The organism is Massilia niastensis DSM 21313, assembly GCF_000382345.1.
In the GTDB taxonomy this organism is placed as follows: Bacteria; Pseudomonadota; Gammaproteobacteria; order Burkholderiales; family Burkholderiaceae_D; genus Telluria; species Telluria niastensis.
In genome coordinates, this window is record NZ_KB908081.1 from 70,121 (window position 1) to 87,197 (window position 17,077).

Genomic DNA, 17,077 nt, shown 5'->3' on the forward strand with positions numbered 1-17,077 from the left:
TTTTTTATGTCCTGTTTCGACGGTCCATGCCCGTCATGGCGTGCGGGCGCTGCCGGCGTCCTGCAGCAGCATGCCGGCATGCGTTGCCAGCCAGTCCAGGTCGCGCTCCCTGCCGAGCAGGATCATCCGTGTGTGCAAGTCGTCACGGATGCGGGCGTCGATCTCGCTGCCCAGGCAGCGCAAGGACTTGTCGCGCAGTTCGACATACAGGAGCTGGTAGCGCCGGGCCAGGGAATGCCAGAGAGCGTGGGCGCCGCGCGACTGGCGCGCTCCGCTGATCAGGCAGGCGCCGGTATCGAGCCACCAGCGGTAGACGGCAGTCGCGATGCCGCGACCCTGATACGGCACGGCGTACTTCGAGTGCGGCGCGCGCAGGTGGCGGTCGGCGCGGCGGCTGACTTCCACCAGCCGGTTCAGGACGGTGTAGCCCGCCAGGCAGCGGCGCGCGGCGTCCACCGCGTAGACATAGTGTTCGCCATCGGCTTCCCGATAGCGGAACACCAGTCCCGGAAAATCGATGCCGATGACCGCAAGCCCATGCAGCGCATCGCCGCGCCGGTGCATGCGCGCGCAAAGCTCGTCGAGCTCACGCTGCAGCTCGTCCGGTCGCTGGCTGACCTCGATGCGCAGCTCGGCCGGCCGGCCGAACCACGGCATGCCCGCGAACGGGGCGAACAAAGTATGCAAGGGAAGGTCCTTTCTGCGGGATCACGCGTTGAGCTGTCCTGTCGCCGCGATCGCATGCGCGCTGGGCCGGGTCAGCTGCCACTCCACCATCCGCTCAGCAGACGGGCCGGCTTCGAGCTGGCGCGCACCGATGCGCTGGCTTCCCACGCATCGACGTGGACCATCAGGCCGGCATACACGCCATAGCCGGCGCCGGCCTGGATCTCGTCCTCCGCCTGCAGGCTTTCGCCCGCCCTGATCGCGCCGTGGGCGACGATCGCCCGGCCGGCCTTGATGCCCCAGCCCGCCTCGAGATGCCGATGGCAGAGTATGGAGGCCCCTGACTCGATCCCGTGGCCGGCGCGGATGGATTCCAGGCCGGTGATCGATCCGCCGGCGCGCAGGCTCTTGCCGCAGTCGACGGCGCCGCCGGCGCCGATATCCTGGCCGGAGAAGCAGTTCCCGCCCGCCGCCAGGGCGCCGCCGCAGACAAGCTCCCATTCGGCGCGCACGTCGCCTGCGGCACGCAGCTTGCCCCGTGTTTCGATGCCCCAGCGTGCCCCGATGCTGCCGCCGGCATCGAGCGTGCCGCCGGAATGGATGCTGCCACCCGCCTTGATGTCCTCGCCGCTGGCGATCGACTGGCCGGCCCGGATGCCGCCGCCGGCCCGGATCGCGCGTCCGGCGCGCAGCACCGTTCCGACCGCGACGTTGCCGCGCACTTCCAGGGTCCCGGCGAACACCAGCGCATCGGCCTCGATGGCGTCCACGGCGAGGACCGCGTCGGTTGGCCCGAACTGCGCCAGCAGCCAGCAGGCGTCATCCACCCGCCCGCCGGCCACCAGCGCATCGAGCAAGGGCTGGTAGTCGCACCCGTTCCGGTGATGCTGCAGGAACCAGCGAAAGCCGTCCATGCAGGGACGCTTCGCCTTGACAAAGTTTTTAGTAAGATCCATTTTTTCTCTGAACGCCAACAGCGCGACTGCGCCACCCAACGGTCGGGGAGTATCCGCAATTGCGGACGGTTTGACCATTCGGGTCCGCCCCTAAGGGCTTCCCGTACAGGCGGCCGGAGACGGGTCATGGAAAAATCGAATCAGGGTCAGGTCTGTCATTCGGACACCGATCGAGCACCTTTGATATATCTCAAAATGCTGATTTGTTTATTCCGAACCCGTCAATGCTCGCCTCGCATTTGTCATCGACATCCGCGCATGACGGACCATGCCGGAAAGAGGAAAAATGTTTCAGCTTATCTAAAAGGCGCTTTGGGATTTCGCAAGAATTGTGCGTCCACGTCCGAATGACAGACCTGACCCTGAATGCCAGATCGCTTTTCGCTTTTCGCTTGTCCGTGAAAAGCCCATAAAAAAAGCGCCTGCGAAGAGGCGCTTTTTTGAGGAGCAATCCAGTAATTACTGGATCTTGGCCTTCTTGACCAGGCTCTCGCGGTAGGTGGCCAGCTGGCGCTGCTGCAGCTGCTCTGCGACCTGCTGCTTGACTTCTTCCAGTGCCGGGATCTTGGCTGCACGGGTGTCTTCCAGCTTGATCACGTGGAAGCCGTACTGGGTCTTCACCGGGGTCTCGGTGATGGCGCCTTTTTGCAGCGAGGTCATGGCCTTCGAGAACTCAGGCACGTAGGCTGCCGGGCTTGCCCAGTCCAGGTCGCCGCCGTTGGCAGCCGAGCCGTCCTTCGACTGCTTGGCCAGCTCTTCGAACTTGGCGCCGCCCTTCAGCTTGGTGATGATGGCCTTGGCTTCGTCTTCGGTACCCACCAGGATGTGGCGAGCGTGGTATTCCTTGTCGCCCACCGTGGACTTGTACTTGTCGTACTCGGCCTTGATGTCGGCATCCTTGACCGGGTTCTTCTTGACGTAGTCCGCCAGCATCGCGTTGATGATGATGCTCTGGCGGGCGTTGTCGATGGCTGCCTTCACGTCGGCGCGGGCGCCGATGTTCTGCTTGTCGGCTTCCTGGATCAACACTTCGCGGCCGATCAGGTCACGCTTGATGGCATCACGCAGTTGCGGCGTGTCGGTGGCGCGGCCCTGGGCGACGACTTGCTTGACCAGCTGGTCTACCTTGGCCGCCGGGATCGGCTTGCCATTGACGGTCGCAACGTTTTGCGCGAGTGCTGGCAAGGCAACCATTGCGGTCATGGCTAACAACAGGCGGGCTGGCTTCAAAATCATTGTTGACATCCTATATAAACTCGAAAAGTATCGCCGCGGGCGACGAAATCCGGCACCGGTTCAGCGCCGGCGACGGCACATATTACTGCACCTTTGCCTTTTTGACCATTTGCTCCTGGTAGGCCTGCAATTTCTGCTGGGCCAGGGCATCCTGGATCTGCGGCTTGACTTCCTCCATCGACGGCAGCTTGGCGGCGCGGGTGTCGTCGAGCTTGATCACGTGGAAACCGTTAGCGGTCTTGACCGGGGTCTCGGTGACGCCGCCTTTTTGCAGCTTGGTGAAGCCAGCAGCGAACTCAGGCGGGAACGAGGCCGGGGTGGCCCAGTCCAGGTCGCCGCCATTGTTGGCGGTGCCCGTGTCCTTCGACTGCTTGGCCAGTTCCTCGAACTTGGCGCCGCCCTTCAGCTTGGCGATGATCGCCTTGGCGTCGGCTTCGCTGTCGACCAGGATGTGGCGCAGATGGTATTCCTTGTCCCCGGTCTGGGCCTTGAACTTGTCGTACTCGGCCTTGATCTCCGCGTCGGTCACCGGGTTCTTGGTGATGTAGTCACGGGCCAGCTGGTTGACGACGATGGCCTGGCGCGCCTGGTCGAGCGCCTGCCTGACTTCCGGCTTCTTGTCGTAACCCTGCTTGATGGCTTCCTGCATCAGCACTTCACGGGCGATCAGGTCTTTCTTGATCACTTCGCGCAGTTGCGGCGAATCCTGGCCCTGGCCTTGTGCCACGACCTGCTTGACGACCGCGTCGGCGCGCGACGAGGGGATCGGCTTGCCGTTCACCACAGCGAGGTTCTGCGCGAAGGCGGGGGCCGCGGCAACGGCGATCAGGGCTAACAGCAGGCGTGCTGGCTTAAAAGTCATGTGTGTTCCTGTGACGGGAGAGTTGCTTGGACGAGATTAGATTAGTTCTTGTAACTAGCAGTTCGATCAATTGTCGGAGAGTTTACTTAAATCAGCCTGAAGCCGACCCCTCAGGACTGCTCGGAAGGTGCGAGCGCCGTGATGGCGAGCGCATGGATTTCCGACTTGTTAATCATTTCGTGCACGGCATCATACACAAGACGATGGCGCATGACTAGATTGAGCCCCTGGAAGCGCTCCGAGACGATTTTCAGGCTGTAATGGCTGCCGCCCGAGGCCGCCCCCGCATGCCCCGCATGCAGGTGCGAGTCGTCGGTAATTTCCAGTACGGAAGGGGCCAGTGCGGCCTGCAGCTGGGCGCGGACGCGCTCGGTGCGATTTTCGGTGTTCATGCATCCTCCTGAATATATTTTGAAAGCATCAAAGTCTGGATCACGACAAAGGCGAAGAAGATACCGGTAAAGCCGAACAGCTTGAAGCTGACCCAGGCGCTGGTATCGGTACGGAACACCACGAAGGCCATCAGCAGGTTCAGCAGGCCCATGGCGATAAAGAACAGCATCCAGGCATAGCCGACCCGGGCCCAGACCGGATCGGGCAGCTTGACGGTGGCTTCCATGACGGTGCGCATCAGGTTCTTGCGGTAGAACACCTGGGCCACCAGCAGGGCCGCGGCGAAGGCCCAGTACAGGATGGTCGGCTTCCACTTGATAAAGGTTTCGTCATGGAAGTAGATGGTGGCGCCGCCGGCGACCACGATCACGCCCAGCGACAGCCACAGCATGCCGTCCACCTTGCGTCCGCGCACCAGCAGGTAGCCGATCTGGAAGATGGTCGCGACGATCGCGACGGCGGTGGCCAGCAGGATCGCCGACTGCTCGGCCGGCACCGCGCCCCCGGCGATCAGGGAACCGAGGTACTGGGTGGCCAGCCCGTGGGCCCAGTCCTGGTTGTTTTCGCCGTATTTGTATACGCCGAAGAAGAGAAGGACCGGGAACAGGTCGAACAGGAATTTCATCGTAAACAGTTCCTCAGATCGGTTCGAAACGCAGCGAGGCGGAATTGATGCAGTAGCGCAGGCCGGTCGGCGGCGGGCCATCCGGGAACACGTGGCCCAGGTGGGCGTCGCAGACCGCGCAGATGATCTCGGTGCGCACCATGCCGTGGCTGCGGTCGTCCTTTTCGATCACGTTGGCGGGGTCGAGGGCGCGGAAATAGCTGGGCCAGCCGCAGCCCGAATCGAACTTGGCGTCCGACTCGAACAGCGGCGTATTGCAGCAGACACAGTGGTAGATGCCATGCTCATGGTGGTCCCAGTACTTGCCGGTGAAGGCGCGCTCGGTCGCCGCATGGCGCGTCACCTGGTATTCGATCGGGTCCAGCTGCGAACGCCATTCGACGTCGGTCTTGCTTACTTTGTCGGTCATGATCTTCTTTCTCTTCGGTCAGGAGGAGCAGCTCACTTCGAGGTGGGCTGCCCAGTCGGGCGGTAGCGCCGCATAGGATTCGTTCTCGGGCTGCTCGTCGAATGGCCGCTCGAGCACGGCGAGCAGCCGGTGGACGGCCGAATAATCGCCATTCTGCGCCTTTTCGATGGCGACCTGTGCCAGGTAGTTACGCAGCACATACTTCGGATTGGCGGCGTGCATCGCGCTGCGGCGGCGCGCATCGACGCTGTGTTCGGCGCGCAGGCGTTCGCGGTAGCGCACGGCCCAGGCGTCGAAGGCCTCGCGGTCGATGAACAGGTCGCGCAGCGGCGCGTCCAGCCCGGGTTCGTCGACGCGCAGCTCGCCCAGGCGGCGGAAGAACAGCGTGAAGTCGGCATGGTTCGCCTGCAGCAGCTGGAACATGTCGTCGAACAGGGCGCCATCCTCGTCGCGCGCCTCGACCAGGCCCAGCTTGGCGTGCAGCAGCTCGTCGAGCTTGCGCCCGAACTCCGGCCGGTACAGGTCGAGCGCCGCCTCGGCCTCTTCGGGCGTGCCGATCAGGGGCAGCAGGGCGTTCGCCAGCGCATAGCAGTTCCAGTGGCCCACCGGCACCTGGTTGGCATAGGAATAGCGGCCGCCCTGGTCCGTATGGTTGCAGATGTGGTTGGCGTCGAAGGCTTCCATGAAGCCGAACGGGCCGTAGTCCAGGGTCAGGCCCAGGATCGACATGTTGTCGGTGTTCATGACGCCGTGCATGAAGCCCACCGCCTGCCAGTGCGCGATCATGCGCGCGGTGCGGCGCGTGACTTCGGCCAGCAATTCCTGGTAGGGATTGGCGGCGCCGGCGAACTCGGGATAGAAGGTGTGGATGACGTAGTCGGCCAGGGTGCGCAGTTCGTCCTGCTTGCCGCGCGAGCGCCAGTGCTCGAAGGAGCCGAAGCGCACGAAGGAGGGCGCCATGCGGGTGACGACCGCGGCGGTCTCGACGGTCTCGCGCACGACCGACTGGGGCGAGCCGGTCACCATCAGGGCGCGGGTGGTCGGGATGCCGAGCGCGGCCATCGCCTCGGAGCACAGGAATTCGCGGAGCGAGGAGCGCAGCACGGCGCGGCCGTCGCCCATGCGGGAATACGGCGTCAGCCCGGCGCCCTTGAGCTGCAGCTCCATCGGGCCATGCGGCGTGGCGATGTCGCCCAGCACGATGGCGCGGCCGTCGCCCAGCTGCCCGGCCCAGACGCCGAACTGGTGGCCCGAATAGACCGCGGACAGCGGCTGCGAGCGCACGGCGACCTTGTTGCCGGTGAAGACGGCAACGAAGTCTTCGTTCTCGAGCGCGCGCGCGTCCAGCCCGATGAGGGCGGCCGCCGGGCCGCTGGCCGCGATGAAATAGGGCGCGGGCAGCGGCGTCGGCATCAGGCGCGTGTAGAACGATGGCGGCAACTCGGCGAACGAATTGTTCAGTGGAAGTTCGTCAGCAGTAATGGCGGCTCCAGTACAGGTGGTCAAAGAGATAGCGGAATTCTACCGTACCGTGCGGATTCTATCGGCGCACGGGTGCGCCTGCGCATCGTGCTTACATCCGGTTACCCGACTGCATGAAGTGGTGCGCTGCATCATGGAAAGGCGTTGACGCGCCGGCGGCGCGCGGATCACACTCCCTTATGTTGCCAAACCGTCCACGGGAGAGCCAATGACCGAGTATCCGATGAGTCCGCTGATGGGCCAGATGATGGACCAGCCACTGCTCATTTCCAGCATTTTCGCGTTCGCCGCGCGCCACTATGGCGATACCGAAATCGTCTCGCGCCGCGTCGAAGGGGATATCCACCGCTATACCTACCGCGATTGCGAGCGGCGCGCGCGCAAGCTGGCGCATGCGCTGGCCGGGCTCGGCGTGAAGACGGGCGAGCGGGTGGCGACCCTGGCCTGGAACGGCTACCGCCACATGGAACTGTACTATGGCGTGTCCGGCTCGGGCGCGGTGCTGCACACGATCAATCCGCGCCTGCATCCGGAGCAGATCGCCTATATCGTCGACCATGCCGAAGACCAGTTCCTGTTCTTCGACCTGACTTTCCTGCCGGCCATCGAGCTCATGGCCCGCCAGTGCAAGACGGTGAAGGGCTATGTCGCGCTGTGCGGGCGCGAGCACATGCCGGCCAACACCGGGATCCCGATGCTGATGTGCTACGAGGAACTGGTCGACGCCGCTCCCCCCGACTTCGCCTGGCCGCAGTTCGACGAGCGCTCGGCCGCTTCGCTGTGCTACACCTCCGGCACCACCGGCAATCCGAAGGGCGCCCTGTACTCGCACCGCTCGACGGTGCTGCATGCCTACGCCTCGGCGATGCCGAACGCGCTGAACGTCTCGTCGTCCGACGTGGTGCTGCCGGTGGTGCCGATGTTCCATGTGAACGCCTGGGGCCTGCCGTACTCGGTGCCGCTGTCCGGCGCCAAGATGGTCTATCCGGGCGCGGCGCTGGACGGCAAGTCGCTGTACGAGCTGTTCGAGGCCGAGGGCGTGAGCTTCTCGGCCGGCGTGCCGACGGTCTGGCTGGGCCTGGTCAACCACGTGCTGCAGAACGACCTGCGCTTCTCGACCTTCCGCCGCACCGTGATCGGCGGCTCGGCCTGTCCGCCGGCCTTGATGGATACCCTGATCGACCGGCTGCGGGTCCAGGTCGTGCATGCATGGGGCATGACCGAGATGTCCCCGCTGGGCACGGCCTGCACCCTGGGCTACCGGCACGCCGCGCTGCCCGCCGAGGAACAGCGCGCGGTGCTGCGCAAGCAGGGCCATGCGATCTACGGGGTCGACATGAAGATCGTCGACGACGACGGCGGCGAACTGCCCTGGGACGGGACGACCTATGGCCACCTGCTGGTCAAGGGACCGTGGGTGGTGTCGGGCTATTACCGCAGCGACGAGGGCGATGTGCTGCAGGACGGCTGGTTCCCGACCGGCGACGTGGCGACCATCGACGGCGACGGCTACCTGCATATCACCGACCGCAGCAAGGACGTGATCAAGTCCGGCGGCGAGTGGATCGGCTCGATCGACCTGGAGAATATCGCGATGGCCCATCCGGCCGTGCTGCAGGCGGCCTGCATCGGCGTACCGCACCCCAGATGGAGCGAACGGCCGCTGCTGGTGGTGGTGCGGCGCCCGGGCATGGAACTGGCGCGCGAGGACTTGCTGGCCTTCTACGAGGGCAAGGTGGCCAAGTGGTGGGTGCCGGACGATGTCGTGTTCGCCGACAGCCTGCCGGTGGGCGGTACCGGCAAGATCCAGAAGAACCGGCTGCGCGATCTCTACCACGAGCACCGCCTGCCGACGGCGTGAAAAGGGCTGCCGCGTGACCGGTGTAGCGCCGCGGGGCCGCCAATCGCGGTATGCTCTGCGATAACCGGTCACGAGAGGATAGTGCATGCACCCGTCGAATATCGTCTTGCTGGAATTCCACCCCGAACGCGACAATCTCACCAAGGACAAGGAATTGCGCGACGGCCTGTCGGTGGCCCTGCGCATGGGCAATACCTTATGGCTGGCCAACGACGAGTCGCTGAGCGTCGAGCGCCTCACCCTGGCGGCCGAGGACAGCACCGGCAAGAGCAGCTTCACGCGCGACCACAGGCAGTTCGCGCTGCATGACTTCTTGCCGCTTCCGCTGCCGCCCAGCGGCGAGAGCGCCGAAGAGATCAACGAGGCCGACATCGAAGGCCTGGCCTGCGACAACAAATACATGTGGCTGACCGGCTCGCACAGCCTGCGCCGCAAGCAGCCCAGGGCGGACGACGGCGCGAAGAAGGCGCAGAAGCGGCTGGCCTCGGTGAGTTCGGACGGCAACCGCTACCTGCTGGCGCGCATTCCGATCGTCGAGGAAGAGGGCGGCTACACCCTGGTCAAGGAGACCGGACAGAAAGGCAAGCAGCGCACCGCCGCCATGCTGCGCGGCGACCAGCACGGCAACGAACTGACGGCGCTGCTCAAGGAAGACGAGCATTTCGGCCCCTTCCTGGCCATCCCCGGCAAGGACAATGGCTTCGACATCGAGGGACTGGCGATCGCCGGCAGGCACCTGCTGCTGGGGCTGCGCGGGCCGGTGCTGCGCGGCTGGGCCGCGATCGTCGAGGTGGCCCTCGTGGACGAGGGGCCCGGCCTGCTGCGCCTGGCGCCGCTCGATGGCGACGAGCGGATGTACCGCAAGCATTTCCTCGACCTCGGCGGGCTCGGCATTCGCGACCTGTGCGTGCAGGGCAAGGACCTCCTGATCCTGGCCGGGCCCACCATGGACCTGGACGGGCCGGTGCATGTCTACCGCTGGCCCGGCGGCGCCCAGCCCGACAAGGAAACCGTGGTGCCGGCGGACAAGCTGGAACGGGTGCTGGCCTTGCCCTACGGCGAGGGCGTCGACCATCCGGAAGGCATGACCCTGTTTGAATCGCGCGGCGGCGCCGAGGAGGCGCTGATGGTGGTCCATGACGCGGCCTCGGCCAGCCGCCAGATCGGCGAAAGCATCCTGGTGGCCGATGTGTTCCCGCTGCCCAGGCGCAAGAAGGGAAAGGGCTGACGGGCGCCCGCGGCGCTACCTGCGCTGCTCGACATCGACGTTCATGCCTACCCACTTGCGGATGCTGCCGTCGGCGTTGAACAGGGGCGCCGCACGGACCCAGGTCCGGCGCCAGCCGCCTTGCGGGCCTTGCAGCCGGAATTCGGCGTTCACCGGACGGCGCGCCGCCAGGGCGTCGCGCCACTGCTGCAGGACGTAGCCGCGGTCGTCCGGATGGATCGCATCGGTCCAGCCGTCGCCCAGCCATTGCTGCGGGGTCTGCCCGGTATAGGCGCGCCAGCTGGGCGAATCGGACACGATCCTGCCCTCGGCGTCGGCTTCCCACACGGCCTGCGCCAGCCCCTCGAGCAGGCCGCGCAGGCGGGCGTCGTTGTCGAGCACGGCCGCGTCGGCGCGCTTCAGCGCGTCGATGTCGGTAACGACCACGACCGCCTGGCCGGTGAGGCGTCCCTGGTGGTCGCGGACCGGGGCGGCCGCCACCTGGGTCCAGATTTCCCGGCCGTCATCGCGGGCGTACAGCATGTCGATGCCCGGCACCACCAGCTCGCCGCGCAGCGCCCGTGCGTCGGGAAAGTCCCGGCCCCTGACCATGCTGCCGTCGGGATGGTGGGAGCGCCAGCGCCAGAGGCGGTCGTCGTCGCGGGAAGGGATGATCCCGGTCGGCAGGTAGCGGCGCATCTGCTGGTTCGACAGCAGCAGCACGCCGTCGGCCTCCGACACCCCGACCCCGACCGGCAGGCTGTCGAACACCGCCGAGAGCCGCGACTCGCTCTCGCGCAGGGCTTCCTCGGCCGCACGGCGGCTGCTGATGTCGAACAGGGTCATGACCGCGCCCTCGATCCGGTCCGCCGTGGTCCGGTAGGGGTGCACGCGCACGATGTAGTCGTGCCCATCGCCGGTGTGCACCTCGCGCTCCATCGATTGCAGGGTCTCGAACACCTCGGCCGCCTCGGCCGCCAGCTGCGGATAATCGAGCTTGTTGGTGATGTCCGGCAGCGGGCGTCCGATATCCGACGGGATCACGTTGAAGAAGTCGGCGATCCGCGGGGTATAGCGCAGGATCCGCATGTCCCGGTCGAGGAAGATCGTCGCCACGCCGGACGACGCGATCAGGTTGCCCAGGTCGTCATGGGCCTTGGTGGCCTCCTCGGCTTTCAGCCGAAGCTGGCGGTTGTCGGCCATCAGTTCCTGGAGGCTCGAACGCAGCTCGCGGTTGCTGCGCTCCATCTCATCGGCCTTGGCGCGCAGCTCGTCGATCGAGGTCTGCATTTCCTCGGCATAGACCCGCATCTCGCTGCCGTGGCTCTCCGCCTGCTCGATGGTCTCCTGCAGCTTCCTGCGGGTGAGCCGCAATTCTTCGTCGAGCTGGTGTGCCAGGCCGCTCTCCTGCGGCGAAGGCGCCGCAAGCGGCTGCGCCGGCGCCTCCGGCGCGTCCAGGAACTCGACCAGCATCAGCGCGCCGTCGGCATGCTCGTCCTGGAAGGGCAGGACCCGCATGTCGACCACGCGGGCCTCGCCATGCCGCTCGTAGCGCACCGGCCCCGAGCTGGCCGGGCTTGCGCCCTTCTGCGCCTGGAACAGGGCCACCCGCAAGGCCAGCCGCAATTCCGGCAGCACCAGGGCCACGAGTTCGCGCGTGGGCTGGCCGCCGGGCTGGTGCAGGAAGCGCGCGGCGTGCTCCGACACATGGACGATGTCGCCGGCCGTATCGAGCAGGATGCTGGGCGGGGCCAGCGCGGCCACCTTGTGCAGATGGATCTCCCCAAACGAAAACAGCCGTCCGCGCCGCCTGCCCGGGAGCATGGAAGCAGGTTTCGGGGCGCCCGCCGGGCGGGCCACGCCGGCGGGCATTGCAGGCAGGCCGGGCGGGTCGCGCGACACCGGCCTGGCCTGGTAGATCCGGTTGGCGGCATCCACCGGCGCGAACAGGTCCGCCGCCGCGTCGACCGACTCCGCGCTGCCCAGCATCAGGTAGCCGCCGGGATTGAGCGCGAAGTGGAACTGCTGCAGGAGCTGGCGGTGCATCTCGCGGTTCAGGTAGATCAGGAAGTTGCGGCAGCTGATCAGGTCGAGGCGCGAGAAGGCGGGGTCCTGCAGCAGGTTGTGGCGGGCGAACAGGACCTGGTCGCGCAGCGCCTTGCGTACCTTGTACTGGTTGGCTTCGAGGGTGAAATAGCGTTCCAGCTGCCCGGGAGGCACATGTTCGGCGATCGACGCCGGATACAGGCCGAGGCGTGCGGCATGGATCGCCTGCTCGTCGATGTCGGAAGCAAACACCTGGAACGGGCGCTGGACGTCCTTGCCCGTGTTCCGGTCGGCCAGCATCATCGCCAGGGTGTAGGCTTCCTCGCCGGTGGAACAGGCCGCCACCCAGGCCCGCACCGTCTGGTCGGGATGGACGGAGCGGTAGATCTCGGGAAGCACGATGCGTTGCAGCGCGTCGAAGGCCTCGCGGTCGCGGTAGAAGCCGGTGACCCCGATCAGGAGGTCTTTCAGCAAGGCGCGCGCTTCGCTGGAATCCTTCTGCAGGACCGCGTGGTAGGCCACCAGGTCGGGCGCTCCCCGCACCTGCAGCCGCCGCTCCAGCCGGCGCAGCAGGGTCTGGCGCTTGTAGTGCGTGAAATCGTGCCCGGTGCGGGCGTGCAGCAGGGCGAGCACGTCGCGCAGGGCCGCCTCGGGCTGGGGGCCCATGTCGAACGGCGCCGGCTCGTCGAGCCCGGGCCGGTGGCCCTCCCGGACCTTCTGCCGGATGGCGTTCGAGATGTCGCGCAATTCCACCAGCTTGCGCGGGATCTCGGCTGCGCCCAGGACGAAATCGGCCATCCCGGAGTCGATGGCCGAGCGCGGCATGCTGCCTTGTTCCGCGTCGGTCGGCAACTGGGCGATGGTCACGCCGCCCATTTCCTTGATAGCGGCGAGCCCGGCCGTGCCGTCCGAGCCCATCCCGGACAGCACGATGCCGATGGCATGCTGGGCGTGGACCTCGGCCAGGCTGCGCAGGAAGATGTCGATCGTCACGGGGCGCGGCGAACTGCGGTCCAGCTCTTCGAGCAGCAGCCAGCCGTCGCGCATCTTGAGGGCGCGTCCCGGCGGGATCACATACACCTGTTCGGGCAGGATGGGCATGGCATGGTTGACCTGCACCACGGGCATGCCGGTCGCGCCCTGCAGCACCTTGTCCGCCGCGCTCGGCTGGTCCGTCGCCAGGTGCAGGATCACCACCAGCGACATGCCCGGAGCGGGCGGCATGTTTTCCAGCAGCGTGGTCAGCGCCTGCAGGCCGCCGGCGGAGGCGCCGATGCCCACGATCGGGAAGGGAAGCGGCGGCGGCGGGGTGGATGGCGGGGCCTGATCTGGCTGGTGGATTTCCATGACGGGGCCGCCCTGTTCGATACGGGATCACGAAAAATTATAGTGCAAGAAAGGGGGCGCCCGCCGTTCGACAGTGGGCAAGCCTTGTTCCCGGGCCGAGGGGCGGCGGAAAATAAGACGGCCGTTCTTTTAATTCGGGTATAGTTGTCGGATAGTCAGTTCAACCCAACAAGGAGAAAAGAGACATGAGCGCCGACTACCAGGTCCACGGCGATGTGGCCGTCATCACGCTGAACAACCCGCCGGTGAACGGCCTCGGGCTCGCGACCCGCAGCGCCGCCGTCGACGGTGTGCACAGGGCCGAAGCCGACCACGCCGTCAGGGCCATCGTGATCACCGGCGCGGGCAAGGCGTTTTCCGGCGGAGCGGACATCCGCGAATTCAATTCGCCGAAGGCGCTGACCGAACCGACCCTGCATTCCCTGATCCGGGTGGTCGAAAACGCGTCGAAGCCGGTGGTCGCCGCGATCCACAGCGTCGCCATGGGCGGCGGGCTGGAGCTGGCGCTGGGCTGCCACTACCGGGTGGCGCTGCCGGGCGCGCAGATCGCGCTCCCCGAAGTCAAGCTGGGCCTGCTGCCGGGCGCCGGCGGCACCCAGCGCCTGCCGCGCCTGCTGGGACTGGACACGACGCTGGACATGGTCGTCTCGGGCGCGCCGGTGCTGTCCGACAAGCTGGCGGGAACGGCGCTGTTCGACGAGATGTTCGCCGCCGGCGCCGACCTGGTCGGCGCGGCGGTCGGGTTCGCGCGGAAAGTCGCCGATGTGCGGCCCCTGCCGAAGGTACGCGACCGCAAGGTCGAGCATCCCGATCCGGCGGCCTTCCTGCAGTCCTCGCGCGCGACCGTGAAGGCGATGGCCGGCCCGTTCCCGGCGCCGCTGGCATGCGTCGAGGCGGTGGCCGCGTCGGTGACGATGGAGGATTTCGAGGAAGGCCTGAAGTTCGAGCGCGAGCGTTTCCTGCACCTGATGCAGACCCCGGAATCGAAGGCGCTGCGCCACGCGTTCATGGCCGAACGCGCCGCCGGCAAGGTCCCGGACGTGCCCTCGGAGACGCCGGTGCGCAGCATCGCGAGCGCGGCCGTGGTCGGCGCCGGCACCATGGGCGGCGGCATCGCGATGAACTTCGCGAATGCCGGCATCCCGGTCACGATCCTGGAAACGCAGCAGGAAGCGCTCGACAAGGGCCTGGCCACGATCCGCAAGAACTACGAGAACACCGTCCGGAAGGGCAAGCTGGCGCCGGAAAAGCTGGAACAGCGCCTGGGCCTGATCCGCGGCACCCTGTCGTATGCGGAGATCGCCGCAGCCGACATCGTGATCGAGGCCGTGTTCGAGGACATGGGCGTGAAGGAAGCCGTGTTCCGGGAGCTGGACCGGGTCATGAAGCCGGGCGCCATCCTGGCCTCGAACACCTCGACCCTGGACCTGGACCGGATCGCCGGCTTCACCGGCCGTCCACAGGACGTGATCGGCCTGCATTTCTTCAGCCCGGCCAATGTGATGAAGCTGCTGGAAATCGTGCGCGGCCGGCGGACCGGCAAGGACGTGCTGGCCACCGCGCTGGCGCTGTCGAAGAAGATCAGGAAGACCGGCGTGGTCGCGGGCGTATGCGACGGCTTCATCGGCAACCGCATGCTGGAACAATACCTGCGCCAGGCCTACTTCCTGCTGGATGAAGGGGCGCTGCCGCAGCAGGTGGACCACGCGATCGAGCGCTTCGGCTTCGCGATGGGGCCGTTCCGCATGAGCGACCTGGCCGGCAACGACATCGGCTGGTATATCCGCAAGCGCCGCGCAATCGAGTCGCCGGCGATTGCCTATTCGAAGACCGCGGACCTGCTGTGCGAACAGGGGCGCTTCGGGCAGAAGACCGGCGCCGGCTGGTACGACTACCAGGCGGGCGAGCGCAAGGCCCGGCCCTCGCCGGTGGTCGACGACATGATCGTCCAGCACTCGGCCGACATCGGCCTGGCGCGGCGCGAGATCTCCGACCAGGAGATCGTCGAGCGGCTGGTGTTCGCCCTGGTGAACGAGGGCGCGAAGATCCTGGAGGAAGGCATCGCGCTGCGGGCGTCGGATATCGACATGGTCTACCTGACCGGCTACGGCTTCCCGCTGCACCGGGGCGGACCGATGTTTTATGCCGATACCGTGGGACTGCCCAAGGTCCTGGCCGCGATGGAACAGTATGCGCGCGGGCGCCATGGCGAGGCGTGGAAGCCGGCGCCGCTGCTGGCGCGCCTGGCGGCCGAGGGCAAGGGCTTCAACGGCTGATCTGGTGATCCTCATCCGTCGCCCGCATCCCGTGGCGGCGGATGGCGCCGGCTATCGCTTCAGGCGCAGCACGCGCGCGCCGAGCAGCCGGATGCCGTGGAACAGCACGTAGGCTCCCAGCGCGAAGATCGCGGCGGCGACGATCGGCAGCACGGGCCCGAAGGTATGGGTCATCCCGAGCACGAAGCCCAGCACGCATTCGGCGCGGTAGACCGGGTACAGCAGGGCGATCAGGGGCAGGCCCTGGACCAGGTACTCGCACATGTCGCCCCGGCCCATGGCGAAGAAGAAGGCGAGCAGGGCGCCGAACAGCAGGGCGCAGGTGAATCCTCCCGCAGGCGACGGATCGGCGTCCTCTTGCCGGCGTTCGATCCGGCCCAGCGCCAGCCACGCCAGTAGCGGCAAGCTGACCAGTCCCCACCAGTTCGATATCGATGGCAAGTCCGCGCGGGCAAGCAGGTGGTGCGCCGGGACGCCGCCATTGAAATGTTGCCACGCCAGCAATAGCGCGTAGGCAACGGCGATGGTGACGGTGAGCTTGGTGCGCATACATCCTCCTGGATAACATATAGTCAACAACGGACTGTCGATTTTCGCATGTCGACGTAAATACTCAATTTACCCTGCATAGATTGAACTGCGCCAAAAAAAATGCGCTGTCACCGTTGCATATGGAAGAGTCCGATCGCGGCCCGGAGAAATTGCTCTGCTGAACTGATGCGCCCGCCGTCCAGCACCCATTGCCAGCCGAGATAGTTGGGCAGGTAGCGCGACGCGACCCCGTGGAAGCGCGCCAGCCATTCGCGAAAGCGCCGTGGTAGGCGTTGACGTTCTGCACGTGGATGGCGCCACGCAGCCGCTCGCCGGCGCGCAGGTTGACGGCGTGATGCGCGATGCCGGCTTCCCGGGCAAAGGCGCGGTAGGCGGCGTGCGGGTCGGTCACGAGCAGGACCTCGGGATCGAGCACCGGCCGCAAATGCTGGTGCAGCTGGCGGGTGGTGACCGGTCCGCGTCCCGTGACATAGTCGACGGTCTGCCCCGTGCGATCGCGTGCCACCAGGATGCAGTCGAGTTCCCGCGAGATGCCGCGCCGCCTGGCCACGCCGCCCCGCTTGCGCGCAGGACGATCGAGCGTGCGCGATCCCTTTTGCGATTCGAGCAGGAACATTTCGTCGGCCTCGGCAATGCCTTTTAAACTGCTTGGCCGGTCGAGTTTGGCCAGGTGCAGGACGCGGTGGCGCCAGCGAAAACTGGTGTTCCGATGCACATTCACCGCCTTGGCCGCCGCCCGGACCGACTTCGAGTCGAGCATCGTGTCGAGGTAGTCGGGCCATTTCGCACGGTGCCGCAGCCGCGCCAGCGGCGTGCCGGTGAGATCGTTGAAGGTGCGCCCGCACTGGCGGCAGCGGTAGCGCTGCAAGCCATCGGCATGGCCGTGCCGGTGGCAACGCTTGCTTGCGCAGGCGGGGCAGCAGCGCCGGGCCGCCCTGGCCTGCGCGATCGCTTCGACGACCCGGTCCAGGCCGACGGCCGGACGCAGGGCTTGCAGCACCTGTGCCCGCTGGGGCCGGGTCAGCCCGGGCAACCGTTTCAGCCACCTCTTGAAACTCGCCGCCTTCATCCTGCCTCCGCCCTCGATGCGATAGGCGTTGGACCAGGCAAAAGCTCAACAGTTCATGGCGGACCAACAGGCAATGGTGACAGCGCCAAA

General features: G+C 66.4%; 13 protein-coding genes and 1 pseudogene. 3 read left to right on the forward strand and 11 right to left on the reverse strand.

Annotation, left to right across the window (positions count from 1 at the left end; genetic code table 11):
• Window positions 1-33: 33 nt before the first annotated feature.
• From H162_RS0105175 to H162_RS0105210, 8 genes are all read right to left on the reverse strand, one after another.
• Entirely contained in the window at window positions 34-678 is a 645-nt protein-coding gene (locus H162_RS0105175) for a hypothetical protein (protein WP_020652388.1), read from the reverse strand.
• A gap of 80 nt (window positions 679-758) precedes the next feature.
• Window positions 759-1,622, reverse strand: a complete 864-nt coding sequence (locus tag H162_RS0105180) for a hypothetical protein (protein ID WP_026354251.1) — start codon at window positions 1,620-1,622, stop codon at window positions 759-761.
• 459 nt (window positions 1,623-2,081) lie between these two features.
• Window positions 2,082-2,858: a foldase protein PrsA gene (locus tag H162_RS0105185; protein ID WP_026354252.1), complete on the reverse strand. Its 777-nt coding sequence runs from the start codon at window positions 2,856-2,858 to the stop codon at window positions 2,082-2,084.
• Between the two features lie 82 nt (window positions 2,859-2,940).
• Complete coding sequence (locus H162_RS0105190) at window positions 2,941-3,720, reverse strand: peptidylprolyl isomerase (RefSeq protein ID WP_020652391.1); 780 nt, start codon at window positions 3,718-3,720, stop codon at window positions 2,941-2,943.
• 110 nt (window positions 3,721-3,830) lie between these two features.
• Window positions 3,831-4,112 (reverse strand): BolA family protein, encoded by a 282-nt coding sequence (locus H162_RS0105195; protein ID WP_020652392.1) that lies wholly within the window; start codon window positions 4,110-4,112, stop codon window positions 3,831-3,833.
• On the reverse strand, window positions 4,109-4,738 hold the full coding sequence (locus H162_RS0105200) for a septation protein A (protein WP_020652393.1): 630 nt from the start codon (window positions 4,736-4,738) through the stop codon (window positions 4,109-4,111). The genes H162_RS0105195 and H162_RS0105200 overlap by 4 nt, the downstream gene beginning before the upstream one ends.
• Before the next feature lie 13 nt (window positions 4,739-4,751).
• Entirely contained in the window at window positions 4,752-5,147 is a 396-nt protein-coding gene (gene msrB / locus H162_RS0105205; protein WP_020652394.1) for a peptide-methionine (R)-S-oxide reductase MsrB, read from the reverse strand.
• Between the two features lie 18 nt (window positions 5,148-5,165).
• Window positions 5,166-6,653 (reverse strand): protein adenylyltransferase SelO, encoded by a 1,488-nt coding sequence (locus H162_RS0105210; RefSeq protein ID WP_156885477.1) that lies wholly within the window; start codon window positions 6,651-6,653, stop codon window positions 5,166-5,168.
• Window positions 6,654-6,837: 184 nt separating this feature from the next.
• Between H162_RS0105210 and H162_RS0105215 the strand changes: the two genes are divergently transcribed.
• Window positions 6,838-8,490, forward strand: a complete 1,653-nt coding sequence (locus H162_RS0105215; protein ID WP_020652396.1) for a 3-(methylthio)propionyl-CoA ligase — start codon at window positions 6,838-6,840, stop codon at window positions 8,488-8,490.
• An 85-nt stretch (window positions 8,491-8,575) separates the two neighbouring features.
• Window positions 8,576-9,718, forward strand: coding sequence for a DUF3616 domain-containing protein (locus tag H162_RS0105220; RefSeq protein ID WP_020652397.1), 1,143 nt, complete (start codon window positions 8,576-8,578; stop codon window positions 9,716-9,718).
• A gap of 15 nt (window positions 9,719-9,733) precedes the next feature.
• On the opposite strand, the gene H162_RS30155 is transcribed toward H162_RS0105220, so the two are convergent.
• Window positions 9,734-13,090 carry a CheR family methyltransferase gene (locus tag H162_RS30155; protein ID WP_020652398.1) on the reverse strand — a complete coding sequence of 1,119 codons (3,357 nt, stop codon included), beginning with the start codon at window positions 13,088-13,090 and terminating at the stop codon, window positions 9,734-9,736.
• Between the two features lie 185 nt (window positions 13,091-13,275).
• On the opposite strand from H162_RS30155, the gene H162_RS0105230 reads away from it, so the two are divergent.
• Window positions 13,276-15,366 (forward strand): 3-hydroxyacyl-CoA dehydrogenase NAD-binding domain-containing protein, encoded by a 2,091-nt coding sequence (locus H162_RS0105230; protein ID WP_020652399.1) that lies wholly within the window; start codon window positions 13,276-13,278, stop codon window positions 15,364-15,366.
• A 51-nt stretch (window positions 15,367-15,417) separates the two neighbouring features.
• Here H162_RS0105230 and H162_RS30160 read toward each other — a convergent pair whose 3' ends face one another.
• Window positions 15,418-15,915, reverse strand: a complete 498-nt coding sequence (locus tag H162_RS30160; protein WP_020652400.1) for a hypothetical protein — start codon at window positions 15,913-15,915, stop codon at window positions 15,418-15,420.
• 110 nt (window positions 15,916-16,025) lie between these two features.
• Window positions 16,026-16,987 (reverse strand): annotated as a pseudogene (locus H162_RS30165) (IS1595 family transposase).
• Window positions 16,988-17,077: the final 90 nt, after the last annotated feature.